Annotated in this window: 20 protein-coding genes, 1 tRNA gene and 1 pseudogene; 1 reads left to right on the top strand and 21 read right to left on the bottom strand. The window is 64.5% G+C overall.

Annotated elements, in window-relative coordinates; all coding sequences use genetic code 11:
• Nucleotides 1–127: 127 nt before the first annotated feature.
• From ABIA42_RS13540 to ABIA42_RS13530, 3 genes are all read right to left on the bottom strand, one after another.
• Entirely contained in the window at nt 128–319 is a 192-nt protein-coding gene (locus ABIA42_RS13540; protein WP_035713295.1) for a hypothetical protein, read from the bottom strand.
• Nucleotides 320–548: 229 nt separating this feature from the next.
• Nucleotides 549–1,223: an endonuclease/exonuclease/phosphatase family protein gene (locus tag ABIA42_RS13535; protein ID WP_271528317.1), complete on the bottom strand. Its 675-nt coding sequence runs from the start codon at nt 1,221–1,223 to the stop codon at nt 549–551.
• Nucleotides 1,223–3,256: a VTT domain-containing protein gene (locus ABIA42_RS13530; RefSeq protein ID WP_370113084.1), complete on the bottom strand. Its 2,034-nt coding sequence runs from the start codon at nt 3,254–3,256 to the stop codon at nt 1,223–1,225. Before ABIA42_RS13530 ends, ABIA42_RS13535 begins: the two co-directional genes overlap by 1 nt.
• A gap of 519 nt (nt 3,257–3,775) precedes the next feature.
• Here ABIA42_RS13530 and ABIA42_RS13525 point away from each other — a divergent pair.
• Entirely contained in the window at nt 3,776–4,384 is a 609-nt protein-coding gene (locus ABIA42_RS13525; RefSeq protein WP_370113086.1) for a hypothetical protein, read from the top strand.
• A 683-nt stretch (nt 4,385–5,067) separates the two neighbouring features.
• On the opposite strand, the gene ABIA42_RS13520 is transcribed toward ABIA42_RS13525, so the two are convergent.
• The 18 genes and pseudogenes from ABIA42_RS13520 to ABIA42_RS13435 all read right to left on the bottom strand — a co-directional run bounded on the left by ABIA42_RS13520 (nt 5,068) and on the right by ABIA42_RS13435 (nt 24,044).
• Nucleotides 5,068–5,157: transfer RNA gene (locus ABIA42_RS13520), tRNA-Ser, on the bottom strand.
• A gap of 20 nt (nt 5,158–5,177) precedes the next feature.
• Nucleotides 5,178–5,579: a hypothetical protein gene (locus ABIA42_RS13515; protein ID WP_370113088.1), complete on the bottom strand. Its 402-nt coding sequence runs from the start codon at nt 5,577–5,579 to the stop codon at nt 5,178–5,180.
• A 4-nt stretch (nt 5,580–5,583) separates the two neighbouring features.
• Entirely contained in the window at nt 5,584–6,381 is a 798-nt protein-coding gene (locus ABIA42_RS13510; protein ID WP_271530713.1) for a PAN domain-containing protein, read from the bottom strand.
• Nucleotides 6,382–6,503: 122 nt separating this feature from the next.
• Nucleotides 6,504–7,418: a hypothetical protein gene (locus ABIA42_RS13505; RefSeq protein ID WP_370113090.1), complete on the bottom strand. Its 915-nt coding sequence runs from the start codon at nt 7,416–7,418 to the stop codon at nt 6,504–6,506.
• Nucleotides 7,419–7,420: 2 nt separating this feature from the next.
• On the bottom strand, nt 7,421–7,837 hold the full coding sequence (locus ABIA42_RS13500) for a hypothetical protein (RefSeq protein WP_370113092.1): 417 nt from the start codon (nt 7,835–7,837) through the stop codon (nt 7,421–7,423).
• Nucleotides 7,834–8,535: a hypothetical protein gene (locus ABIA42_RS13495; RefSeq protein WP_271530709.1), complete on the bottom strand. Its 702-nt coding sequence runs from the start codon at nt 8,533–8,535 to the stop codon at nt 7,834–7,836. The genes ABIA42_RS13500 and ABIA42_RS13495 overlap by 4 nt, the downstream gene beginning before the upstream one ends.
• 1,068 nt (nt 8,536–9,603) lie before the next feature.
• A complete protein-coding gene (locus ABIA42_RS13490) occupies nt 9,604–9,927 on the bottom strand; it encodes a hypothetical protein (protein ID WP_271530744.1) in 324 nt (107 codons plus the stop codon).
• 218 nt (nt 9,928–10,145) lie between these two features.
• A complete protein-coding gene (gene ilvD, locus ABIA42_RS13485; protein WP_370113094.1) occupies nt 10,146–11,996 on the bottom strand; it encodes a dihydroxy-acid dehydratase in 1,851 nt (616 codons plus the stop codon).
• A gap of 274 nt (nt 11,997–12,270) precedes the next feature.
• On the bottom strand, nt 12,271–13,131 hold the full coding sequence (locus tag ABIA42_RS13480; protein ID WP_370113096.1) for an ABC transporter permease: 861 nt from the start codon (nt 13,129–13,131) through the stop codon (nt 12,271–12,273).
• A pseudogene (locus ABIA42_RS13475) lies at nt 13,128–14,058 on the bottom strand (ABC transporter permease). Before ABIA42_RS13475 ends, ABIA42_RS13480 begins: the two are co-directional and overlap by 4 nt.
• Complete coding sequence (locus tag ABIA42_RS13470; RefSeq protein WP_370113100.1) at nt 14,058–15,044, bottom strand: ABC transporter ATP-binding protein; 987 nt, start codon at nt 15,042–15,044, stop codon at nt 14,058–14,060. Before ABIA42_RS13470 ends, ABIA42_RS13475 begins: the two are co-directional and overlap by 1 nt.
• Complete coding sequence (locus ABIA42_RS13465; protein ID WP_370113102.1) at nt 15,041–16,024, bottom strand: ABC transporter ATP-binding protein; 984 nt, start codon at nt 16,022–16,024, stop codon at nt 15,041–15,043. Before ABIA42_RS13465 ends, ABIA42_RS13470 begins: the two co-directional genes overlap by 4 nt.
• A gap of 1 nt (nt 16,025) precedes the next feature.
• Nucleotides 16,026–17,663 carry an ABC transporter substrate-binding protein gene (locus ABIA42_RS13460; protein WP_370113104.1) on the bottom strand — a complete coding sequence of 546 codons (1,638 nt, stop codon included), beginning with the start codon at nt 17,661–17,663 and terminating at the stop codon, nt 16,026–16,028.
• Nucleotides 17,664–17,691: 28 nt separating this feature from the next.
• Entirely contained in the window at nt 17,692–18,507 is an 816-nt protein-coding gene (locus ABIA42_RS13455) for a sugar phosphate isomerase/epimerase family protein (RefSeq protein ID WP_370113106.1), read from the bottom strand.
• A gap of 453 nt (nt 18,508–18,960) precedes the next feature.
• Nucleotides 18,961–20,229, bottom strand: a complete 1,269-nt coding sequence (locus ABIA42_RS13450) for a DUF1236 domain-containing protein (protein ID WP_370113108.1) — start codon at nt 20,227–20,229, stop codon at nt 18,961–18,963.
• Between the two features lie 106 nt (nt 20,230–20,335).
• Entirely contained in the window at nt 20,336–20,719 is a 384-nt protein-coding gene (locus ABIA42_RS13445; protein ID WP_028181737.1) for a GrlR family regulatory protein, read from the bottom strand.
• 36 nt (nt 20,720–20,755) lie between these two features.
• Nucleotides 20,756–22,789 (bottom strand): NAD(+) synthase, encoded by a 2,034-nt coding sequence (locus tag ABIA42_RS13440; RefSeq protein WP_370113111.1) that lies wholly within the window; start codon nt 22,787–22,789, stop codon nt 20,756–20,758.
• 139 nt (nt 22,790–22,928) lie between these two features.
• Complete coding sequence (locus ABIA42_RS13435; RefSeq protein ID WP_370113113.1) at nt 22,929–24,044, bottom strand: alpha/beta fold hydrolase; 1,116 nt, start codon at nt 24,042–24,044, stop codon at nt 22,929–22,931.
• Nucleotides 24,045–24,056: the final 12 nt, after the last annotated feature.

The following is a 24,056-nucleotide window of genomic DNA, read 5'->3' as shown; positions in this document are numbered from 1 at the left end:
CCCTGGACCTTGCGCGAAGCGGACCGCTGAAGGTCGCCGACGACTCGAAGGAGGTGTCCAAGCGGCACTAGCGGCCAAAAAGGCCGCCGGAGAAACGATTCACGGATTGGGCAGCAAGCGCGTCAGCTCAGTCCTTCGGCGCCGCCGCTTCACGCGCCAACCGCTCGGCCCTCAGCCGTTCCTTGTTGGCGTAAAACGCCTTCTGCGCCGCTTCATGGTCGCGCATGGCCTTCTCGGCCTCGATCCGGCGCGCCGCATCGCGCGCTTGGCGCTGTTCGGGGGTCAGGGGTTTGCGTCGAAAGGAAAGGTCTTCAGTCATGCCAAATCAACGCCGCGGCGAGGAAAAAGTTCCCGCATGGTCCCGCTCACGGGCATAGGCCCGGTCATGAAGATTGCGAAAACAACCCCATGCACAGTAGATAAGTCCTGCTGCCACAACGCTTTTCTGAAGGCGCAACAGCCCTTTCATCCCTCGGAACATCTGACCGAGTTCCCCTTTTCGGGGGCCACGGCGAGAGGGGAAGTGAAACGGGCCCGTCGCCGGCAGATCAGATCTCGATGTCCGCGATCACAGGCAAATGGTCCGAATAGGCCCTCGCCTCTTCGTCGGTCCAGACTTTCCCGAACCGGCTATCGCGCGTTGCATAGATCCGGTCGAGCCGAAGCAAGGGCAAGCGCGCCGGGAAGGTTCGCAGCCGCGTACGGTTTGGGCAGGCCTGCGCGAGCACGCGCCGCACCGATTTCACCCAAAACCAGTCGTTGAAATCGCCGAGGACGACAGTTCTTCCAGGCCTCACCAGGCTCACCAGGGCCTGAGCCTGCGCATAACGCTCGTGGATACTCAGGCCGAGATGAGTGGCGACCACGCGGACGTCGCCAAGAGGCGTCAGCAATCCCGTGGCAATCGCTCTGCGTGGCTCCCGCTCCCGATACGACACGTCGACGATCTCCGGCACGCCGGAGAACGGAAAGCGGCTCAGGAGCATCTGACCGTAGTCACCGTCCTCCGTGACGATCGACTTGGCGTGGACGCGATGATCGCCGACCGCACTCGCGAGCTTCGCAAAGGGATCGTCCGACCGCGATCGGGAATCCACCTCCTGAAGCGCGACGACATCCGGCGACCACTTGCGAATGATGGAGCAAACACCATCCAGGTCGAATTTCGGATTGAGATTGAACGTGCCGTGCACGTTCCACGTCATGAAGCGCATTGGCGCCATCAGCGCCTCCCGGCGAGCCACGTCGCGAGGAATTGTGCGCCCGCGCAGAACCCGAGCCAGCCCAGAAACGCCAGTGCGAGCAGCAGAACGTTGCTCCAGGACGCATTCCTGGCCAGATCCGCGATCTGAGCTCCCAGAACGGCCATGGCGAGAATCCCGGGCGTGATACCCAGCAGCGTTCCAACCATGAAGTCACGAAGCGGCAGCGTGCTCGCACCTGCCACGACATTCACGACCGAGTACGGCGCGATCGGAATCATCCTGATGACGACGACGGCCAGAATGCCTCTGCCAACAATGCGTTCCTGGATGCGTGCCGCGCGTCGTCCAAGCAGATGCTGGAGGCGTTCTCGACCGAGTACCCGTCCGATTGAGAAAAGGACAAGGGCGCTGAGCAAGGCGCCAGCCATTGCAGTGAAGAAGCCTAGCCATGGCCCCAGTGCAGCAGCGGTTGCGGCAATGAGGACGAGAATCGGAAACACGACCAGCCCGCCGACGACAAAAGCTGCGATCGCGAAGAATGGCCCCCAGATGGATTGCGAATAGACAGACAGGAGCGTCGAAATGCGGCCTTCATCGGCGAAATCGCTCAAGGATGTGTACGACCAGGCCAGCGTCAAGCCAAGAAGCGCCACGGCGATCGATACGATCCCGATTATCGTCTTCGTGCTCCACATGCGAGATGCCGCCCGCTCCAAATGAAGTGGCCTCTCGGGGTCCGCCACCGGCTGAACCATCGTGGCCAGTGTACTGGTCAAACCCGAGGACTCCACTTTCCGCAGCGTCTTCGTCCTATCACCTTTCGACACGTCGTCGAGGAGAGCAAGAAGGCGATCCTCATTTTGCGCGAGGGTCTGTTCTTCGAGACCGCAGAAATGGGCGATCAAGCGATGCCGAACCGAGGCGATGAAATCCCGATGCTCCTCGGATGCGGCCTCGAAAATGAGGTCACATTCGCTATCGGCCCCCATCGATCGATTGTTAAGGTTAGCCGAGCCGATTCTCAATATCCGATCATCCACGATCATGAGCTTGCTGTGCACCATCACGGCAACTTCCGTATCTCCGCTGCGTGAGACCGGATAGAGGAAGCGAATGCGATCTGCGACCCCAGCTGCACCGAAGCAGTCGATGAAGGCGCCACGGCCGTTCTGCATGGCCTGGGATTCCAGCCACGAGGAATGCAGTTTTGGAGCGACCACCAGAGCGCGAAGCGATGGCGCGCGACGCATCTGCTCCGCCAGTTCACGCGCGATCTTGGTGGCGCTGGTGAACTGATTTTCGATGTAGATGAAGCTCGTCGCGGACCCGATCGCTGCAATCAGAGAACGCTCGACCTCCCTGATGGTCGAACCTGCAGGACAGACCACCTCGGTCCTGGCGATACCGACCGGCAAGTGCTCGGCCTCGACCGGCACGTTGGCTGGCCACCGAACGCTCTTCAGCGCGCCCCGATCATGCCTCGGTTGACCTGCCGCACGCCAGCGTGCCTCCGCGAGCTCGAACAGCAACGTCGCGGCATCCCCGTCGACCATGCATTGAACGTCATGAAACGGCAGGTATGGCTTCCCCTGGGGGTCGCAGCGCGATGCGTGATCGGCGCGATGGTCACTCGTGTCCCAGCGCCTGATCGTCAGATCGAGCCCGCCGACGAACGCCAGTGAACCGTCGACACAGACGATCTTCTGGTGCTGGGCCGAGCCAAACGGAAGCGTGGAATCCAGATGAAACCGGACGCGGCCATCCGTTTCGGCGGTAAATTTTGCAGCGGAATTCCACTCCCTTTCGGAGGCGTAAAAGGAGACGAAGTCCCAGACGAGAATGTTGATCCGCAAGGCGGGCCGGCGTTGAACCAGCGCGCGCAGGAACGGACCGAGCTGTTCCGGCAAGCCATCATCGGCTCGTCCGGAAGCTCCGACCAGCCGGGTTTCACTATGGATGTCCCACCCTACGATATAGACGAGATCTTGCGCTTCCAGCAGCGCCTCCCGCAGGGCCGCGAAATAAGCGGCAGCATCGTTCAGAACCGCCACACGCCGCGCTTCGCACCGCCGCCAGACGGTATCGCCGGGGATCAGTGTCGATGAACTCTGAAGCAGGTGGCCCTCGCAATTCGCATTCGCGTCTAAACGCGTTGGATGCTCAAGGGGTTCCCGCGATCGCCGTTCGGAGCGCAAAGTCAGACCTTCCAGCTTCTGCCGTCCCTCCGGCGCGGGCGCAGCCTTGGACCCACGCACTGAGGATCAAAACCGGAGTATCCCGAACAGGAACAGCAGCGCCACAGTGATCAAGCCGGAGATCAGCAGCGAGCCGAGACATCCCAGCCGGTTTGAGAACAAGAAGAACATTTGCGTCGCCCGCTGTGAAGCTTCCGGTCAGGCTAATCTCTCAAATTCGATGGCGTTCCTGACGCGCTTTTCCTCCTTTGCGCCAGGAGGAGGTGCGTCACCGACCGTTCGCCAGTGCTTCAGACCACAAGGTCATTGAGACAGGTCAATACGGGCCAGCCCGAGCTCTGGAATTCTGACCTCGGCAAGCAAACGGAGACGGCCATGTCACAGCAGAGCAGCATGCATTTTTACCTCAATTGGGCCAAGGAGCGGATCGACGAAATGGATGCCGCATTGGCCTCCTTCGAGGTCAAGGCCGGCGAGGCCAAGGCCGAGTCCAAGGTCAAGACTGATCAACTCCTGTCCGACCTGAAGAATCGCCGCGATGAATTTCAGGCCTTGCTCAAGACGCAGGCGGAGGCGGGCGAAGCCGCTTGGGCGGGCGCCAAGACAGACCTGGAAAAGCAATGGGCTGGATTTGAAGCCCAGGTGAAGACCTTCTTCGAAACCGCGGGCAAGCAGCTCGAGCAGCAGCAGGCCACGTTCAGGGACGTTGCGGCGGCACAGGCCAAGGCTTGGCGCGAAGCGGCGGAAAAATTCCGCGAGGCCGCGGGCAAAGTGGCCACGGCCCGCACCGCCGACGTCGATGCCGCGCTCAAGCAGATGAAATCCGATGCGTCCGAAGCGGAAGCACGTCTGCAAAAGCTGAAGCAGGCCGGCAGTGAATCCTGGTCTGTCCTGAGCGCCGCGCTCGCCGAATCCCGGAAGGCGTTCGATCAAGCAAACCAAGCCGCGTGGAATGCGCTGAAGGGCGCTGATACGAAGAGCTGAAGTCGAGGCCCGCCAGTTCACCGCTGGCGCGGCTTCTCAATAATAGCGGCGTCTGGGGCGGCGTTCATAGTCGTCGTAGCCGTAGTACCCCTGTCGACCCTGCTGAAACTGCGGCGGGACCGTACCGTTGGGGTAGCATTGACCGTCTCGAACATCGACGTCTGCGCCGTGACCACAGGGAACTCGATGTCTGCCGTAACCTCCACCACCGCGATAGTAGTGCTGCCGCGCAGCCTGTTCCTGAGGAGGAAGGTACCCGTTTGGATAGCACATACCGTCACGGGCGCTCACATCCCAACCGTGGCCGCACGGAGGCGGCCTAACGGGGACATGGTATTGGACAGTCTGAATCTCGGGTGAAATGTCCTGTGCCGCCGGGGTCCCGAGGTGAAGGGCGAGCGCAGCCGCGGCAACGCTAATGATCATGATCCGTCTCCCTCCGCACAACGTATGACGGAGGCGCTGAATACCCGATGAACGGCAGCTTGCGCGTCTCAAGACGCGCATGCTGGTCGGTGGTAGCCTTGATGGTTGGCTATGCAGGTTTTTTTGCCGAACCACCACCGGCAGAAGCCACCCGACGATATCGACCGCTGTCATGGCCGCACCGAAAGGGTTGTACGTTCGGTTGTGCTCAGGCAGGCAAATCTCAGCTCAAGCACCTGATCTTGATGATTTTTTTTTGGCGGAAGGGGTGGGATTCGAACCCACGGTACCCTTGCGGGCACGCCGGTTTTCAAGACCGGTGCCTTAAACCACTCGGCCACCCTTCCCTGTCAACGGGATCGAGCACTTAGCCAATGGCGGCGTTGAACGCAAGGCGACCGAATTGAATTTGGCGATCATCTGGGCCCAACATGCTCAAATGCTCAAGCTCCGAGGATGCCCGTTCCCAAGGCGTTCGGGGTCTCCGACCGACATCTTGTCGTCCTTCTTCAAAACTCCTCGAAGCAAGCAGCGGGCGAACCTGTGGGTTGGGAACGGACAGGTGAATGCGGGCGGACTTCTCTTCCTGGACGACGGGCAAATGCGTCCGCTCGGTCGCCGCTATCTTTGATGTTTGCAGCGCAAGTCCAGATGTCAGCGCACGCGAATAGTCTCCGAGATCAGTACCGGACACCGGGCATGTCGCGACTTTCCGCGCATAAGCCAGCACCACGGGATTGGCCTTCAAGGTGCGCCGATTGTCGCCCAAAAGGCTAGTCCCTGATCCCGGAATGGCAGCAGCTATCACGAACCCGCACGCCCGCCGCACTCTTGAGCAGGCAGTTCTCGGCAGAGCCCGCTCCCGAACTGCCCGCCCGCCGCCAGGTCCACGCACGGCAGGCGGCCGTGTCCCGGCACAGCTGGCGGCAGCGGCGCCAATCCTGACCCGGAATCTCACTGTGGCTGATGTCATGGCCCGGAAGGCGGATGCCTGGCAAGGGTGGGTGGCAGTCCTCGCCGATGCACGTCCATCCTTCGCCCGATGGCACCGGACAACTGATGTGATAGCCGCTCGCGATGTTGACCCTGGTCGCGGGATTGATGTTGCCGCCGTCGACCACGCAGCCGCGTTCCCCTTCGATGAACAGCACGAGGTCGACGTCCTGGGCGTAGTCAGTCGGGCGAGCGGCGCAGAGGTCGGTATGAAGCCTTTCCGCGAGGTTCACGAAGGGATAGTCATGGACCTCGAGGCTGTCGTGCGATTGGCAAGCATACGGTACCGCAGCGACGTCGCGAGCATCCCAATGGGCCCGTACGCAGGAGGCGATCGCGCGCCGCGCCTCCCGCCGGGCCTCATTGACCTGGTAGTAATGCGTGACCGTGTTGCGCACCGACCACCGATAGGCTTTGCGCGCGGTGCTGGCGCCTGACGGGCGCACCTCGAGAATGGCCGTGCAGCTTCGGGTGTAATCCGCCTCCGCTGGTCGAACGTCGGAGATGGCGACGGTCGCAGCGGCGAAGGCCAGGAGGGACACTTGCTGCCATGCGAAGGTTTTCGATCTCAGCGTCATGGAAGCCGCCTCCATACGAATGCCGTTTCGTAGCCCGGCCGGGGGCGCCCGCATTGAGATTGATCAAACCGCCCGCAAAAGGTCCGCGACCGCGAGCGGCAGCGCGTGTTGTTGTTGGCAGCTCAATAGATCTCGGAGCAGCCGCCGTCGGCACCCACCGGGAGTTCGTCGTCGATCTCGCAGTAGCAGTACGGGTTGTCCTGCGTTGTGGCTGCCATTCCGTGAGTAGCCGCCTCGTCCACAAACCAGAAAATCTTCTGGTCGCCGATCCGAGCCAGATTGCCCCAAAAGGTGACCAGCTCTCCGACCGTGTTGGCTCCAGCCTCCTCGAATACGTCAGGCTCGTCCTCGCCGGCGGCCTTGCCCGCATGCCCGCCCGCAATGGCGCCGAGGATCGCGCAGACGATCGCGACAATGATTGCGGCGAGGAGCGCAAGCAGGCAGAGGATCAGGGTTGCGCAGCCAATCGCTGCAGCAACCGCGACTCCTGCGATCACACCCACGATTGCGCCGACCGCGAGTCCGACGACCCCGCCATTGTAGGCCGAACACACGCGCGGATCGTAGAAGAAGCACTGGACGAGCGCAGAGTTTCGCTCCGCCGCCTCGTGCGTGCAGAGAACGCGGCAGCCTCCTTCCTCCAAACGCTCCCAGTAAAACGACGTCACGAGCACATAAACGAGATTATGCCAAGCGAGGAACGGAAAGATACCGTCGCCGGTCTCGGAGAAACTGCGTTCAATGCGCGTGATTACGCCGGCAACGCAGCTGGGTGTTCCCTCCACTGCGTTGCATTTCACCCGGCCCTCGCCGGATATGAGCGAGTACACGGCGAAGACCGCCATGAACCCGACCGAAAACACACCGATCAATACCCCTCCGACGCCGGGGATCGCGAGTGCCAGCGCGGTACCGATCAGGAAGCCGACCAGCGCGGCCTCGGTAAATGCAACCGCGACATTGGTGTATGTCCCATGCCCCTCCGGCTCGGTTCTCGGCGGATAGCAGTTTGGAGTTCGGTCGTATCTGCACACCATGATTAGACCCTCCTCTCCCCGAGCATCCGGCACAAAGCGAACCCAAGGAGGAGCCCGACCAGAATGCCAATCACGATCCCATAGCTGTACGCCCTCAGGATGTGTGCAATCAGCACCGTGAGCGTGCAGATCAGAATGGAACGTGCCAGCATTCCGGCCATGACGCTCCGCAACTGCAGCCGGACAAAAACAATGGAGATGAAGACAACGATAAGCCAGCAGAAGACGGACAGGATGAGGATGATCCACAGGACCTCATCAGCGGTCGGCCTCATGTGCGGATGCATAAATGCGAGTACGGTGAGAAGGCCGCCCGCGATCAGGCCGATGACAAAACCGACGCTTCCGCAGTCTCCCAGCCAATCGAAGAATTCTGCCAGTCGACCTCTGAGGCCCCGGCGAATAGCGGGCATTCTCATGTGTCGATCCTCGCTATGACGGTCACGCCACCCAGTAGCCTTCCACCGTCCCATGTGGCGACGAGGCTGACGGGCTGTTTGTTCGGCGCGTCGTCCGTCCCGTGAAGCCCTGCCGGGACAGTGATGTCGACCCGCACCATCTTCTCCTCACCCGGAGCGAAGTCGTGCTGCGTCCAGTCGATCGCCGCATTCAGCTCTCCGGGTATCAGCCGGAGGTCGATCCGTCTTCCGGCTGCAAGCGGATTCCGTACAGGTACATCGATCGCGAAACGTCTGCCGGACGTACTCGTCTGACGCCCGTCGATGCACTGCGAGCCACGGTTGTTGATCGGTTCCGTATCGAAGGGATGTTCTGCCTGGATTGTGAAGCTGAGCCGCTGCGACTCCGTGCTGCGCAGCGTAGCGTCAAGCGGGAAACGGATAGTGACCACGTTGCCGGCAACGACCGTCGTCTTGTGAGATGCATACAACGATTGAGGCATCCCGATGCCGAAAGGGCCGACGAGGCAGTTGATGATTGCATTGGTCGCGTTGGCTCTCGCGGAGCGGTTGGAAATCCGCGCTTCGACCGCTTCCATCAGATGGAACGGTCCCCAGTCGTTGGTGACGATATCCGGGTTATTCCAGGTCGCATCCCTCCCGAAGGACGCTTCTTCGGTCTGGCTGTAGATGGCGAGATCCGGGCGATGGATTCTCACGCGGGGTAGTCTCACGCAGCCGTCTCCGGGGATCCTCCTTGGAATGCCGGAACAATTGCACAACGAGCGAAACCAGCTGGACGACCGACGCATCGAAGTCCTCCGCGCGACTGAGACACGCAAACCGGGAGTGCGGAGAGCGCGCATTGCTGCGAGAAGAAGCTGCACCTTCCTCAATGCGATTTCCGACCGCCGTGCCAACGCTCAAATCTGCGGTCGATTGCGACTCGAAGACGTGCTGCAAGATGTCAACGCTCTTCAACCCATAGTAGTGAACATACGTCCCTTGAACTTGACGCCGATCAATGTGCACCGCGTGAGCGGCACCTCGTCGTCTTGATTGATGGCTGTGCACGGCGTTGAAGTCGCAGAGGCCGTCCACGCCAAGCGCCATAGCTCCTCTTGCCGCCAGACGGCAGCCGCAACTGACGAGGTCGGCAAGGAGGCACTGCGGCGCCTCGCAGCCGATTGGAGCCGAGCAAGCCGAGGCGAGGCAATCCCGTTCTTGAACAGATCGTCGCTTCATTGAGGCTGATCCAACGTCTGGCCTTCGCCAGCGGCCGATGGAAACAGTGCGTAGATCCCCCAAATACGGGAGCCCCCACCAGCAACCGTCAATTCGCAGCGGGTTGGCGGCTCGATGGCTGTCCCAGGCTGGCACATGAACCTTGGCACGCGCCATGCAGACCTACATTTAACCGGGGATTTTGCATTTCCCTCCCTGGGGCTGGAGCAACGCCGCCTGCCATCATTTCAAGCAGGCGGCGTTGCTGTTTCCGCAGCCCGCCGATCGGGTGCCCCGGTACCAACGATCGTGAATCCTGTTTGCGCCGGCGATCAGGGAAGTTCTGCCCGTTCGCGCTCCGAAGTGCCGAGGCCGAAGGAATCGCGCGCAGGTTCCCGGCGTGGTTCAGCCGGATTCCCGCGACTGCGGGTCCTTGAGCCCCAACCCTGGGCCCAACCATGCCGTTTCGTTCTGGGCCTGGCGGTTCAGGATCGGCTTCCTTGCACCGGCAAAAAAATGCGGCGCCCCCGAGGGAGCGCCGCATGATGCTCTTCCCTGTCAGCTCAGTAGCCGCAGGACGCGCAGCCCATCTGCACTGGGGCGTAGTAGGAATAGCCCGGTGAGACCATCTCGACGCGCTGGCGCGTGGCGTATTGCGGCGGGATGCGCTCGTACTGGACGCTCGGTGGCGCGACCATCACGGTCTGCGGCACCATCACGGTGCGGTACTGCGCCGGCGTGCGGTGCGCGACCACGGCGCCCGGCGACACCATCACGGTCTCGTCGACACTGCGGTATTGCGGCGGCACGTATTGCTGCTGATAGCAGGTCTGGCACGGCGGCGGTGCGTAGCAATTGTAGCAGCCGGCGGAGGCCGCGCCCGTCATGGAAACCGCGGCGACGGCAGTCGAGAAGACGACGGCGAGAGTACGAGACATTGTGGTGTTGCCCCAGTTGCCCGAAATGGATTTGCGAAGGTCGGCGCAGTATACGCCGCAAAACCTTGCTTTGCCGAACTACGTCGGGGCATCCTTAATGCGAACGGCCGGCTGTCGCCGGCCGTTCAGAACTTGTTGACCATGCGCGTCAGGCGAATGGCGCGTGCTCAGTTCGAGCGACGCTTCACCTCGCGCACCGCGCCGCGCGCGGCGCTGGTGGTGAGCGCGGCATAAGCCTGCAGCGCGGTCGAGACGTTGCGCTTGCGGCCTGTCGCCTGCCAGGCGGCGTCGCCCTTCGCCTCTTCCGCTGCGCGGCGGCTGGCGAGCTCCTCGTCGGAGACCTCCAGCGTGATGCTGCGGTTCGGAATGTCGATGGCGATGATGTCGCCAGTCCGCACGAGACCGATGTTGCCGCCTTCAGCCGCTTCCGGCGACAGATGGCCGATCGACAGGCCGGACGAGCCGCCGGAGAAACGGCCGTCGGTGACGAGCGCGCAGGCTTTGCCGAGGCCCATCGATTTCAGGTAGCTGGTCGGATACAGCATCTCCTGCATGCCGGGGCCGCCGCGCGGGCCTTCGTAGATGATGACCACGACCTCGCCGGCGACGACCTTGCCACCCAGGATGCCTTCGACCGCGGCGTCCTGGCTCTCGAAGACGCGCGCAGGGCCGGAGAATTTCAGGATCGAGGCGTCGACGCCGGCGGTCTTCACGATGCAGCCGTCCTGCGCGAGGTTGCCGTAGAGCACCGCGAGGCCGCCATCCTTGCTGAAGGCGTGTTCGAGATCGCGCACCACGCCCTTCTCGCGGTCGGCATCGAGCTCCTCGTAGCGGCGCTCCTGGCTGAAGGCGACCTGGGTCGGGATGCCGCCGGGCGAAGCGCGATAGAAGGTGCGCACGGTCTCGCTCTTGGTGCGTTTGATGTCCCAGCGTTCCAGCGCCTCGTTCATGGTCGGCGCGTGCACGGTCGAGACCGAGGTGTCGATCAGCCCGGCGCGGTCGAGCTCGCCCAGAATGCCCATGATGCCGCCGGCGCGGTGCACGTCCTCGACGTGAACGTCGGCGACCGACGGCGCGACCTTGCACAGCACGGGCACGCGGCGCGAGAGGCGGTCGATGTCCTGCATGGTGAACGCCACCTGCCCTTCATGGGCGGCGGCCAAGAGATGCAGCACGGTGTTGGTCGAGCCGCCCATCGCGATGTCGAGCGTCATCGCGTTCTCGAACGCCTTGAAGTTGGCGATGTTGCGCGGAAGCACGCTGGCGTCGTCCTGCTCGTAATAGCGGCGGACGAGATCGACGATGGTGTGGCCGGCCTCGACGAACAGGCGCTTGCGGTCGGCATGGGTGGCGACCACCGAGCCGTTGCCGGGCAGCGCCAGCCCAAGCGCCTCGGTCAGGCAGTTCATGGAGTTGGCGGTGAACATGCCCGAGCAGGAGCCGCAGGTCGGGCATGCCGAGCGCTCGATCACCTTGACGTCGTCGTCGCTGACCTTGGAGTCGGCCGCGGCGACCATGGCATCGATGAGATCGACGGCCTTGGTCTTGCCCTGCAGCTTGACCTTGCCGGCTTCCATCGGGCCGCCAGAGACGAACACGGCGGGGATGTTGAGCCGCAGCGCCGCCATCAGCATGCCGGGCGTGATCTTGTCGCAATTGGAGATGCAGACGAGGCCGTCGGCACAGTGGGCGTTGGCCATGTACTCGACGCTGTCGGCGATCAGCTCACGCGACGGCAGGCTGTAGAGCATGCCGTCATGGCCCATGGCGATGCCGTCGTCGACGGCAATGGTGTTGAACTCCTTGGCGACGCCGCCGGCCTGCTCGATCTCGCGGGCGACGAGCTGGCCGAGGTCCTTCAGATGGACATGGCCCGGCACGAACTGGGTGAAGGAGTTGACGACCGCGATGATCGGCTTGCCGAAATCGGCGTCCTTCATGCCCGTGGCGCGCCAGAGGCCGCGGGCACCCGCCATGTTGCGGCCGTGGGTGGTGGTGCGGGAGCGATAGGCTGGCATGGCGGTTTCCGTCCTGGGTTTGGGGGGCCGGGCGGGAAGAAAATGTGGAGCCGCCTCAGGCCTTTCCGGCCGGATAGCGCACGGGGTGATCAGGCGCAACGGGAACTTGCCGCGAACCGGCCCGGATCGGCCTATCGCAGGCCTCCCCTGCTCCCGACGCGTGGGCACAGGCGGTCTCAGCCGTCATGCCCGGGCTTGTCCCGGGCATCCACGTTCTTGGTTCTGCGCGGCAAAGACGTGGATGGCCGGGACAAGCCCGGCCATGACGGAGCATTTACTGCAGCGTCGGATCGAGCCGGTCGCGGAGCCAGTCGCCGATTACGGAGACCGCCAGCGTGGTGACGACGATCGTGGCGGCCGGCGCCAGCATGATCCAGGGTGCCCGGGTAAGGTATTCCCGGCCATAGCCGACCATGTTGCCGAGGCTGGTCATTGGCGGCTGAACGCCCAGGCCCAGGAAGGACAGCCCGGATTCCATCAGGATCACTTCGGGGAAGACCAGCGTCGTCGAGACGATCAGGGTCGAGGCGATGTTGGGCAGGATATGCCGGAGGTAAATCCGCGACGGCGTCGCCCCCAATTGGCGCACCGCTGCCGCATAGCCTTGCGCATTGGCCGAGATGGCGAGGCCGCGCGCGATGCGGGCATAGCGCTCCCAGCCGAACAGGCCCATCAGGCCAATCAGCAGGGGCAGCGAATTGCCGAAGAAGGCGAGCACGGCCAGAGCCATGATCAGGAAAGGCATGCTGGCCTGGAAGTCGGTCAGCATCAGCACGAGTTGCTCCGCCGCGCCACGGAAATGCGCAGCGAGGAAGCCCAGCGTGGTGCCGACGATTGCCGAGATCGCGGTGGCGCCGAAAGCGATCAGCAGCGAGATGCGGATGGAAACGAGAAGCCGCGACAGCACATCCCGGCCGAGCTCATCGGTGCCCAGCCAATGCGCTGCATTGCCGGGCGCGGCCAACCGGTTGCGCAGGTCGAGCTGCGTGAAGCCGTAAGGCGCAATCTTCTCCGCGAATGCCGCGATCAGCAGCATCGCGATGATCCAGGCGACCGCAAGCGCGACCGAGACGGGAATTGCCGGCAGGCTGACACGGCGACGAACCGCGGTGTCCTTCAGCGTCGCGTCGGTCATGCGTGGGCTCCTTTCGCGCGCAGCCGCGGGTCGAGGAAGCCGTAGAGGAAGTCGACGATCAGGTTGGACGTCACCATGGTCATCGCGACCAGCAACAGGATGCATTGCACGACCGCGAGATCGCGATTGGCGACGGCGACCACGAGCAGGCGCCCCTACCCCCGGCCAGGCGAACACGCTCTCGACCACGACCGCGCCCGCGATCAGCGTCCCCACCATGAAGCCGAGAATGGTGACGGTCGGAATCGCCGCATTCGGCAGCGCATGTGACGTCACCACCCTGCGCCACGGCACACCCTTGGCCGAGGCGGTTCGGATATAGGGCTGGCCGAGCACTTCGAGCATCGCGCTGCGGGTGAAGCGCGCCAGCACCGCAGCGCCGCCAAGGCTGAGGGTTGCGATCGGCAGGATGGCGTGGCGCCAGCTGTCCTGCCCGCCGGACGGCAGCCAGCCGAGCTGCACGGCAAAGACGAGCACCAGCAGCAGCGCGAGCACGAAGCTCGGCACCGTGAAGCCGGCGACCGCCGTCATCATCACGGCGCGGTCGATCGCCGAGCCACGATGCAGCGCGGCGTAGATGCCGGCGGGAACGCCGAGCGCGACCTTGAAGAAGAAGGCCGGCAAGGTCAGCGCCAGCGTGGCCGGGATGCGCTCCAGCACGAGCTCGATCGCGGGCCGTCCGTCGCGCATGGAGCGGCCGAGCTCGCCCTTGGCGATGGCGCCGAAGTAATCGAGATACTGGAACCAGATGGGATCATCGAGGCCCCAGGCCTTGCGGAAGGCGGCCAGCACCTCGGGCGGCGCCTCGGGTCCCAGAATCATCAACGCGGGATCGCCGGAGAGGCGAAGCACGACGAAGGCGAAGGTAACGACGAGCACGATCGTCAGCGCCGCGCGCCCGATCCGAATGGCGAGATAGCGTCCCATCAGGCTGCGTCCCGTGTCGCGGCGCCCGCGACGAGATGACAGGCGACCTGCCTGTTGCCGCCGACGGCCGCGAGTGTCGGTACCTCGCCCGCGCAGCGCGCGATGGCGCGCGGGCAGCGCGGGTGGAAGGCGCAGCCGCTCGGGCGTGCCGCCGGATTCGGCGGATCGCCCGACAGGACGATGCGGCCGGCGCTGCGGCGGCCCGGTGCCGGCGATGCAGAGACCAGCGCCTGGGTGTAGGGATGCTCGGGCCGCGCGAACAGGTCATCGGCGCTGCCGATCTCGACGATGCGGCCGAGATACATCACGGCAACGACATTGCTGATCTGCCTGACGACCCGCAGATCGTGGCTGATGAACAGCAGCGTCAGCGACAGCCGGGCCTGAAGATCGGCGAGCAGGTTCACCACCTGTGCCTGGATCGAGACGTCGAGCGCGCTGACCGGCTCGTCGCAGACCAGGAAATCAGGTTTGGTGGCGAGCGCCCGCGCCAGCACGATGCGTTGGCGCTGGCCGCCGGACAGTGCGCCCGGATAGCGCGCACCGTGCGCCGGCGTCAGCTCGACGGCGCGCAGCAACTCGCGGACGCGCTCCTCGCGCTCGGCGGGCGTGCCGAGGCCATGGATGTCCAGCGGCTCGCGGATTTGCGTCGCCACCGGCAGGCGCCGGTCCAGCGCGCCGAGCGGATCCTGGAAGATCATCTGCATGCGTGCACGCTGCGCACGCCAGGCGGCCGTCCCAACAGCAGCCATCGGCTTGCCCTGGAAGCGCACTTCGCCCTTATCTGGCGGCTCGAGGCCGAGCACGATACGCCCCGTAGTCGACTTGCCCGAGCCGGACTCGCCGACGAGACCCAGCGTTTCGCCCTTGGCAATCGTGAGCGATACGCCATCGACCGCATGCACGGCCGTGCTGCGGCCGAACATTCCGGAGCGCATGGCATAGCTGCGCGAGATCGCAGACACTTCGACGAGCGGCGGGCTCATTCAGCCGCGATCCCAAGCAGCGCGCGGCGCGAGGCCTCGGCGCGGATGCAGGCGACGCTGCGGTCATCCGCGATCGGCGCCAGGCTCGGAGCGGCAAGGCGGCACGGTTCGGCCGCCAGCGTGCATCGCGGCGCGAAGGCGCAGCCGCCCGGCATGTGCGCCGGATCAGGCACCGTCCCGGGAATGGCGGTGAGACGCCGGCGTGGTCCGTCGAGCGGCGGCAGCGCGCCGATCAGCCCTTGCGCATAGGGATGCAGGGGATCGGCGAAGAGCTGGTTGCTGGGCGCCTGCTCGACGATGCGGCCGGCATACATCACCGCGACACGGTCGCAATTCTCGGCGACGACGCCGAGATCATGGCTGATCAGCACCATCGCCATGCCGAGCTCGCGGCGGACCGTGGAGAGCAGCTCCAGGATCTGGGCCTGGATGGTGGCGTCGAGCGCCGTGGTCGGCTCGTCCGCGATCAGGAGATCGGGATTTCCGGCGAGCGCCATCGCGATCATGATGCGCTGGATCTGGCCGCCGGAGAATTCGTGCGGATAGGCTTCGAGCCGCCGCACCGCATCGGGAATGCCGACGAGATCGAGCAGCCGTCGCGCTTCCGCCTTCACGGCGTTGCCGGAGAGATCGCGATGCAGCGCCAGCGCCTCGCAGAGTTGCTTGCGGATGGTCAGCACCGGGTTGAGCGCGCTCGCCGGATCCTGGAAGATCATGGCAATGCGTCCGCCCCGCACGCGATCAAGCTCGGCGGCCGCCGCGCCGAGGATCTCTCGTCCCTCGAGCCGCACCGAGCCGGAGACCTGCGCATGGCGCGGCAGAAGGCCCAGCGCGGCGAGCCATGTGACCGACTTGCCCGACCCGGACTCGCCGACGAGGCCGAGGGCCTCGCCCTTCTCCAAGGCGAGATCGACGCCGCGCAGGACCGGCACGCCGCTGAAGGCGACGCTCAGGCCTGCAATACTGACCAGCTGCGGCACGTCAGGCCTCGAAATTGCCGGCGCGGAAATCCATCGCGAAGGCGGGAGATGCCTTCCACTTGATCGATTTCGGCTTGGCGGTGAAGGTCGCGTTCTGGTGCAGCACCGTGTAGGCGGGGTCTTCGCGTTCGGCGATCTCCAGCATGCGGCGGAACGCCTTCTTGCGCGCGGCGCGGTCGGTCGAGGTCTCCAGGAACTCCGAGAGCTTGTTCAGCTCGACATTGGTCCATTCGCCGATCTGCTGCTGCTGGCCGTTCGGCCCGTGCTGGGCGACCAGCGAGGACACGGGATCGTTGAACGCGGCCGAGTTCGACCAGTCGCGGACGGCGCGCGCGGGTCCACGCTCCATGATCTGCGACCAGTTCTCCTTGGTCTCGATCTGCACGTTGAGGCCGACCGACTTCCACATCTCGACCAGGATCTGCGCGGTCGCGACCTGGTTGGTGTAGTAATTGTTGAGCAGGCGATAGGGAATCGGATCGCCCTTGTAATTGGCCTGCTTGAGCAGATCCTGCGCAAGCTTGGGATCATACGCGGGCACGTTCCAGTCGGCGTTGAACATGTCGCCGTAGAATTCCCACTGCAGGCCCTTCGGCACGCGGGTGCGGCCGGCCCACAGGCTGTCGACGATGGCCTGGCGGTCGATCGCATGGGTGAACGCGCGCCTCACCAGCGGATTGGCCAGCTGAGCATGGTTCTTGTCGAACACGGTCAGGCGATGATTGAGGATGGTGCCGCCCTGCACTTCGAACGCGGCGTTCTTCTCGATGCCGGCGATCTGGTCCGGCGGGATGTCGCAGGCGAACTGGTATTCGCCCGACAACAGGCCATTGATGCGGCTCGCGACCTCCGGCACTTCGAGGAAGCGGATGCGCTTGAGCGGCGGACGGCCACCCCAATATTCGTCGTGGGCTTCGAGCGTGAGCGAGACGTCGGGCTTGAGTTCGACGACCTTGTAGGGGCCGGTGGTGATCGGCTTGCGCGCCCAGTCGAGATAGCTCGCAGACTCATCCCAGGCGCGGCGGTTCATGATGTCGGAGCCGTAGCGCGACAGCCGACCCTCGATGGTGACGTCGGGCGTCGCGTTGTAGAAGCGCACGGTGTACTTGTCGACGGCATCGACGCGCGCGAGGTCCGGCCAGATGCGGCGGGCGACGGCCGGCACATCCGGCGGCAGCTCCTTGCCGGGCCGCGGCGTCGGGATCTTCTCGAACGCTTTGATGGTGGAGCGGTTCTTGGCCTCGGTCTCGCCGAACATGCGTTCGCGGCTGAAGGTGAAGACGACGTCGTCTGCCGTCAGCTCGTCGCCATTGTGGAACTTGACGCCCTGGCGCAGCTTCACCTCGACGGTCTGATCGTCGATGCGGCGCCATTCGGTAGCAAGGCCGGGCACGGCTTCGAGATTGCCACGCCAGTTCTTGGAGATCAGGCCTTCCCAGACCGAGGAGAAGAATACGCGCTCGCCGACATTGGACTGCTCGCGCAGCACGTCGAGCACGTTCGAGTTGGTGACCTTCTGCACGGCGATCGTGACCGACGGACGGTTGTCGCCTTGCGCAATCGCAAAGCGCGGGAGCAGCAGCGTGCTCGCGGCAACGCCGCCGGTTTTCAGGATGCTGCGACGGGTAAGCTTGCTCATGATGATGACCCTGCCCTTGTGATGACGGTTATTCGGCGAGGCCGAGCGCGGCGAGATGGGCTGCGCCGGCGCGGACGTCGTCGTGATTGCGGAGCTCGAGGATCAACCGCGGATTTGACGTCAGACGGCCAAGGGCGCGGAACACGGCCACCCACGGGATATTGCCTTCGCCCGGCGCCCAGTGCCGGTCGGCAAAGCCGTCGGTGTCCTGGAGATGCACATGCGTCAGCATGTCGCCCGCTGTCTCGACATAGTAGTCGACCGGCGGCGCGCCGGTGGAGATGTGCGCGTAATTGGCGTGCCCGGTGTCGAGCGAGACGCGGACCTTGCTGCTTTCGAGCGCCCTGGCGAGGCGCACGCGGTCGCGCGGATCCTTGTCCTCGATGTTCTCGATGACGATCTCGCAGCCGATGGTTTCAGCGCGCGCAATCACCTCGGCGAGCGTCGCCTTGACGCGTTCGACGATGTTGCCGCGGCTATCGGGATAGAGATCGAGATTGTTGTGGTCCCACGTCGTGAACGGCGAGTGGACCACCATCTGCGTCGCGCCGAGGAATTCGGCGGCATCCAGCCCCTGAAGCAGGCGCTTGGTCACCGCCTGGCGGATCATCGGATCGTGGCTGTCGATCTTGAAACCCCAGAACGGCCCGTGGATGCCGAGCCGGCCGGTATGGCCGGAAAGCATCTGCTTGATCTCGCCCGCCGTGCTCCGCCAATCGCTGTCGAGCAGATCGGCGCGGAAAAAATCCTGGATCTCGAGATCGCGCTGCCGTTCGAGAAGCCAGTCGCGATGCGCGGGGATCGATTTGATGGACAATGCGGCGCCCAGCACCGGCTTCGACATGGCTTGCTCCTTGACCGTCGGCGATGACGGGAGCAGCGCTAGACCAGTTCAATGACAGGCCCGTGAATGTGTCTTCGGCGGCGCTGACGAGATGTGGACATCCTGCGCATTGCGAGCAACGATGTTGAGCAGCGGTGCTGCCGTCAATGCAGGCATCTGCAGATTCCCGCAGCAGCAAGTTCGATCGTGTCCGTAGTGATCCGGATTTGAATCCTATTCAGATCTCGCGTACATCGCGCGACATCGATCGGCGGCACTTCAAGAGGCATCACCTTCTGATCGCGCACCTCGGGGTTGGGGGACCACATGGGGCGGGGGATCTAAGGCTGGGGCAAGGTGACGAGGTCCGGACTCCTAGGCACTCCGGACCTCGAAACTTTCGACATCGAACGCAATCGCGCCGCCCGGCTGGTTTCTGCCGGGCGGCGCGTTGTCGTTTCAACGTCGTCGCAGTCAGCGCGTCTGCGGCTCGATCGTCACCGTGCAGTCGCCCTGCCCTTGCGTTGCGACCACGATGTTGCCCGCGGGAGCGCCGAGCGCGATCGGCGCGGACGAGCCGCCGTCGGGCATCTGGACCGTCACGCTCAAGGAATCGGTGCGCGCAGTCGAGCCAACGGTCGAGGGTTCCGCTTGGGCGACATTGCCCGAGGCGTCACGCCGCATGATCTGGCAGTTCAAAGGGCCTCCGCCGGCCGCCGCCATGCTCGACGAGGAGCTGCCGCCCATTTGTGCACGCGCCCGAGACGGATCGCGGGGCACCTGGCTGACGATGCGATGCGTCCGGGGCTCGACAATGACCACCTCGTCGTCCGTTGCGAAATATTCGTAGTCCCGATATTCGGGCTCGATCGAGACGATCTCGGGCGGCAGCCGGTAGAGACGTACGCGCGGCGGAATCGTCTCGCCGATCCGGATCGAGATGTTCAGATTGCGCTCCGGCTGCGCCAGCCGCGCGCGGCTCATCGTTTCGGAGATCCGCACCTGCTTCTCGGTCGTCACCTGGGCCTGCTGATTGACCTGCGTGTTGGTCTGGGTGGCTTGATTGGCCTGATTGGTCTGCGTGCCCGATGTGCTGGGCGCGGTCTGCGCATTGTTGGCCGGAGCCGTCCGGCTCGTATCCGTCGCGGTGGTCGGCCGGTTGGTCTGTTGCGCTGGCTGCTGTTGCTCGGCGGCATTGCGCGGCGGCTGAGCCTGGTTGCGCTCGTTCTGGTTGGCCGCGGCCCCGGTACGCTCGTTCTGCTGGCCAGTTGGGGCGGTCCTGGACTTCTCGGACTCGGCCGTTGATTTCTGCGGTGCTGACTTGTCCTGCTTCGTCTCCGCGCTGCTCTTGTCGCTGTCGCGACCCGGCTTCGCGCTCTCAGCCTCGCGATTGCGATCGCGTGAAGGTTCGCGAGAGTCTCGTGCCTGATCCTTCGCCTTCGGTTGATCGCGCTCCGCAGAAGGGGCCGGCTGGCGCTTGTCGTCGTCGGCCTCGCGCTTCGCCGCGCCGCCTTTGTCCTCGCGTCCCGCTCCCTGCAGTCTCTCATGAGCGCCCTGCGCGCGCTCTTGAACGCGCTCTTGAGCGCCTTGGGCCGCGCCACCGCGCTGCGGCGCGGCGCCTTTCGCGGGTTCCTCGGTTCGTTTCGGCTCGTCCCTTCGCTCACCGGGCGCCTGAGCGTAGGCGAATCCGGATGCGAGCATGAGCCCGATGGCCGCAGTCGATAGCATCAAGTGTTTACGCATGGTCCCTCTCCTCAACAATTCGCAACAACAGACGCGAACGTTCTGTCCTTGCGAAGGTTCCTGAGTGGGAACGTAGCGTTTCACCAGCGAGCCGATCAGGCCACGCTCACATCGCATCCTTGAGCGTCAGTCGCGCCGTGAACGTCACGCTGGTCTTGCCGACCAGTGCCATGCCTTCGACCTCCGCACCGCCGGGAAAATAGTCGCCGGAAAAGCCGCAGGTGACTTCCCTGCCGCCGAATGCAAGCGTCCTGCCGACCGCCTCGGTGTGCTGGTTGACGGTCATGTCGCCACGCCACTTGCCGTTCCGGAAGGTGTAGCTGCCGGTGTAGTAGAAATAGCTGTCGCCGCCCATGATGCGGCCCTCGCAGAGCACGACCACGCCTCTCGCCCGCCCGCGCTTGCCATCACGCATTTCGATGTCGAAGATGTAGAGGCCGTTGGTGACCTTGGCCTCCTCGCTCGTTTGCGCCCCATCTCCGGCCGACATCGATCGTCTCCCAACAATGCCGATCGGCCGCGCCGATCAGTTCGGCACGTTCCGTTCGAGATCCTCGAGCCAAGCGGCCGCACTCGAATCCGACGGCGCACGCCAGTCGCCGCGCGGCGACAGCGAGCCGCCGGCCGAGACCTTCGGCCCGTTCGGCATGGCCGAGCGCTTGAACTGGCTGAACGCGAAGAAGCGGCGCAGGAACACTTCCAGCCAGCGGCGGATCTCGGGCAGATCATAGGCCTTGCGCCGATCATTCGGGAATGCTGGCGGCCACTCGCCCTTGGCGACGTCCTTCCACGCCTGGAAAGCCATGAAGGCGATCTTGGACGGCCGCATGCCGAAGCGCAGCGTGTAGAACAGGTTGAAATCCTGCAGCTCGTAAGGCCCGACGGACGCTTCCGTGCTCTGCGGTTTCTCGCCGGGCTGCACCGGCACCAGCTCGGGCGAGATTTCGGCGGTCAGGATCGAGCCAAGCGTCCGGTTGACGTCGTCGCTGAACTGCCTGGATGAGATCACCCAGCGGATCAGGTGCTGGATCAGCGTCTTCGGCACGCCCGCATTGACGTTGTAATGCGCCATCTGGTCGCCGACACCATAGGTGCACCAGCCCAGCGCGAGCTCGGAGAGATCGCCGGTTCCGATGACGATGCCGCCGTGATGGTTTGCGAGCCGGAACAGATAGTCCGTCCGAAGGCCCGCCTGCACGTTCTCAAAGGTGACGTCGTAGACCTTCTCGCCCTTGCCGAAGGGATGACCGATATCCTTCAGCATCTGGGTTGCGGTGGTGCGGATGTCGAGCTCCTGCCAGCTCGTCCGCAACGCCTGCATCAGTGCCAGTGCATGGGTCTTGCTCTCGCTGCCGGTGGCAAAGCCCGGCATGGTGTAGGCCAGGATGTTCTCGCGCGGCAGGCCGAGCAGATCGATCGCCTTGGCGGCCACGATCAGTGCATGGGTGGAATCGAGCCCGCCGGATACGCCGATCACGACGCGCTTGGTACCAGTCGCGCGCATGCGCTGCACCAGCCCGGCGACCTGGATGTTGTAGGCCTCGTAGCAATCCTGCTCGAGCAGGCTCTCGTCGCTCGGCACGAACGGAAAGCGCTCGACCTTGCGCAGGAAGCCGATGTCGGCGGCTGGCGGTTTCAGCGCGAATGTCACCTTGCGGTAAAAGGCATCGCGCTGCCGCCGGTTGTCGTCGAACGTTCCCATCAACGCGCGTTCCTGCCTGAGCAGGTCGAGATCGACGTCGGCCAGCGTGATCTGGCCGCCCTGGCGGAACCGCTCGCCCTCGGCCAGCAGCACCCCGTTCTCGAAGATCGAGGTCTGGCCGTCCCAGGCGAGATCCGTGGTCGATTCTCCTGCCCCGGCGGCCGCATAGACGTAAGCCGCGAGGCAGCGCGCCGACGTCGATTGGCACAGCAGCGCGCGTGAGCGCGCACGGCCGATCGTGATCGGGCTGCCGGAAAGATTGATCAGAACACTCGCACCCGCGAGCGCGAGCTCCGAAGCCGGCGTCACCGGGATCCACATGTCCTCGCAGATCTCGACGCCGATGGTGAGGCCCGGAACGTCCTCCGCGGCGAACAGGAGATCCACGCCGAACGGGGCCTGCAGGCCGCCGAAGGCGATCGTCTCGCCAGCGATGCCGGCGCCGGAGGCGAAATGCCGTCCCTCGTAGAACTCGCGGTAGGTCGGCAGGTAGGATTTCGGCACCACGCCGAGGACGTTGCCGCGATGGATGACGACAGCGCAGTTGTAGATGCGATGACCAAAGCGCAGCGGTGCCCCGACGATCAGGACCGTCATCAGCCCCGCGGAGGCCTCAACGATCGCGGCGAGCCCGCGCTCGACGGCATCGAGCAGCGGATCCTGCTTGACCAGGTCCTCGATCGCATAGCCGGACAGGCACAGCTCGGGAAAAACCGCGACCGCCGCCGACTGCTCGTGGCAGGCCTCTGCCGCTGCCAGGACAGCCTTGGCGTTGGCCGTGGGATCGGCGACATGGGACGTGGTGACACAGGCCGCCACGCGCGCAAATCCGTGAGCGTAGATCGAGTGGAAAGTCATCGAGCGCAGTACCCTTAAATCCATCCGCTGCCGAAGCCGTCAGCTCCGGATCCTATGTAGCCCATCGACCGGGTCCCGTGCGAGCCATCCGCCGGCATGCATAACGGACTTGCAGGGCGGCCCGCCCAGCGCCGGCGACTCAGGCGCTGCGGGCCAGCACGCCGGGCAGATCGTCACGCAGCCACCCGGCGATCCGGCGCCAGACATGCGCGTGGGTGCGCGCGCCCATGAACAGTCCGAGATGATTGCTCGGCTCGGAAGCCGCCGCAATGAAAGCGGGCGGCGTACCGACAAGCCCGGCGGTGGCGAGCGCTTGCGTCGCCGGCACCACATCGTCGTCGAGTCCGGCGAGCAGGAAGATCGGCGCCACGACGTCCTTCAGATGAATCTGGCGGCCGAGCGCGACGAAACTGCCTCCGGCAATCCGGTTCTCCCGGAAAATACCGTTGACGATCTCGAGATAGTAAGTGCCCGGCAGATTGAGCGTCTCGGCGTTCCAGCGGTCGAAGCGCGCGAGCAGCGCGGTGCCCTGCTCGTCCGACAGATCCCGCTGCAATGCCGCGACGATATCGTCGCGGCTCGGCGCCTTGGACCAGAAGCGCAACATCTCCTCACCGCTGACATTGCCGCCGCCGCGCGAGACGAGCTGGTGGTAGACCTGCTCGGGCGCGTTGCGGGCGAGGCGGGAGAGCGAGGAATCAATCGACAAGTCCACGGGAGCACCGACCAGCACCAGCCGCCGCACCTTGGCTGGAAAGCGCGCCGCGTAGAGCAGCGACAGCCATCCGCCCTGGCAAAGGCCGACGAGATCGACCGGCGCACCGATCTCGTCGATGGCGACGTTGAGATCGGCGAGATAGCTGTCGATCGAGAGGTAGCGCATGCTCGGGGTGGCCGACCGCCAGTCGGTGACATAGACCCTGTCGACACCGCCCTCTTGCAGCGACTGCACCACGCTATGGCCCGGCGCGAAATCGGCGATCAGGGCCCGATGCAGCGCATAGGGGGCGCAGACCAGCGCCGGCTGGCCGGACCGGGTCCGCGAGCAATCGCGCAGCTGCATCGTTGCGAGCTCCAAGGCAACGCTGTTGGGCGTCGTCCATGGCAGGCTGCTCTCACCCTGCTTCGCGGGCCCGCGCTCCAGCCACCAGAAGCAGGCATCCATGGCGAGCTGCGCCGCCGCAAACGGCCACAGCCGTGGATCGTCAGGGGCATGCCCTGGTCCGCGTGGCTGTTTGGCGGTCCTCTCCACCATGGCTACCTCAAT

It is taken from the genome of Bradyrhizobium sp. USDA 327 (assembly GCF_041262065.1).
GTDB classification, from domain to species: domain Bacteria; phylum Pseudomonadota; class Alphaproteobacteria; order Rhizobiales; family Xanthobacteraceae; genus Bradyrhizobium; species Bradyrhizobium liaoningense.
The sequence above is the reverse complement of the archived record's forward strand: the minus strand, read 5'-3'. Positions and strand labels throughout refer to the sequence as shown.

Bases quoted from the DNA above. Each gene is read 5' to 3' on its own strand.
- ABIA42_RS13540 (WP_035713295.1), bottom strand. From the start codon at position 319: ATGACTGAAGACCTTTCCTTTCGACGCAAACCCCTGACCCCCGAACAG.
- ABIA42_RS13535 (WP_271528317.1), bottom strand. From the start codon at position 1,223: ATGGCGCCAATGCGCTTCATGACGTGGAACGTGCACGGCACGTTCAAT.
- ABIA42_RS13525 (WP_370113086.1), top strand. From the start codon at position 3,776: ATGTCACAGCAGAGCAGCATGCATTTTTACCTCAATTGGGCCAAGGAG.
- ABIA42_RS13510 (WP_271530713.1), bottom strand. From the start codon at position 6,381: ATGACGCTGAGATCGAAAACCTTCGCATGGCAGCAAGTGTCCCTCCTG.
- ABIA42_RS13505 (WP_370113090.1), bottom strand. From the start codon at position 7,418: ATGGTGTGCAGATACGACCGAACTCCAAACTGCTATCCGCCGAGAACC.
- ABIA42_RS13500 (WP_370113092.1), bottom strand. From the start codon at position 7,837: ATGAGAATGCCCGCTATTCGCCGGGGCCTCAGAGGTCGACTGGCAGAA.
- ABIA42_RS13490 (WP_271530744.1), bottom strand. From the start codon at position 9,927: ATGACGGGCGCGGCCTCCGCCGGCTGCTACAATTGCTACGCACCGCCG.
- ilvD (WP_370113094.1), bottom strand. From the start codon at position 11,996: ATGCCAGCCTATCGCTCCCGCACCACCACCCACGGCCGCAACATGGCG.
- ABIA42_RS13480 (WP_370113096.1), bottom strand. From the start codon at position 13,131: ATGACCGACGCGACGCTGAAGGACACCGCGGTTCGTCGCCGTGTCAGC.
- ABIA42_RS13470 (WP_370113100.1), bottom strand. From the start codon at position 15,044: ATGAGCCCGCCGCTCGTCGAAGTGTCTGCGATCTCGCGCAGCTATGCC.
- ABIA42_RS13460 (WP_370113104.1), bottom strand. From the start codon at position 17,663: ATGAGCAAGCTTACCCGTCGCAGCATCCTGAAAACCGGCGGCGTTGCC.
- ABIA42_RS13455 (WP_370113106.1), bottom strand. From the start codon at position 18,507: ATGTCGAAGCCGGTGCTGGGCGCCGCATTGTCCATCAAATCGATCCCC.
- ABIA42_RS13450 (WP_370113108.1), bottom strand. From the start codon at position 20,229: ATGCGTAAACACTTGATGCTATCGACTGCGGCCATCGGGCTCATGCTC.
- ABIA42_RS13445 (WP_028181737.1), bottom strand. From the start codon at position 20,719: ATGTCGGCCGGAGATGGGGCGCAAACGAGCGAGGAGGCCAAGGTCACC.
- ABIA42_RS13440 (WP_370113111.1), bottom strand. From the start codon at position 22,789: ATGACTTTCCACTCGATCTACGCTCACGGATTTGCGCGCGTGGCGGCC.
- ABIA42_RS13435 (WP_370113113.1), bottom strand. From the start codon at position 24,044: ATGGTGGAGAGGACCGCCAAACAGCCACGCGGACCAGGGCATGCCCCT.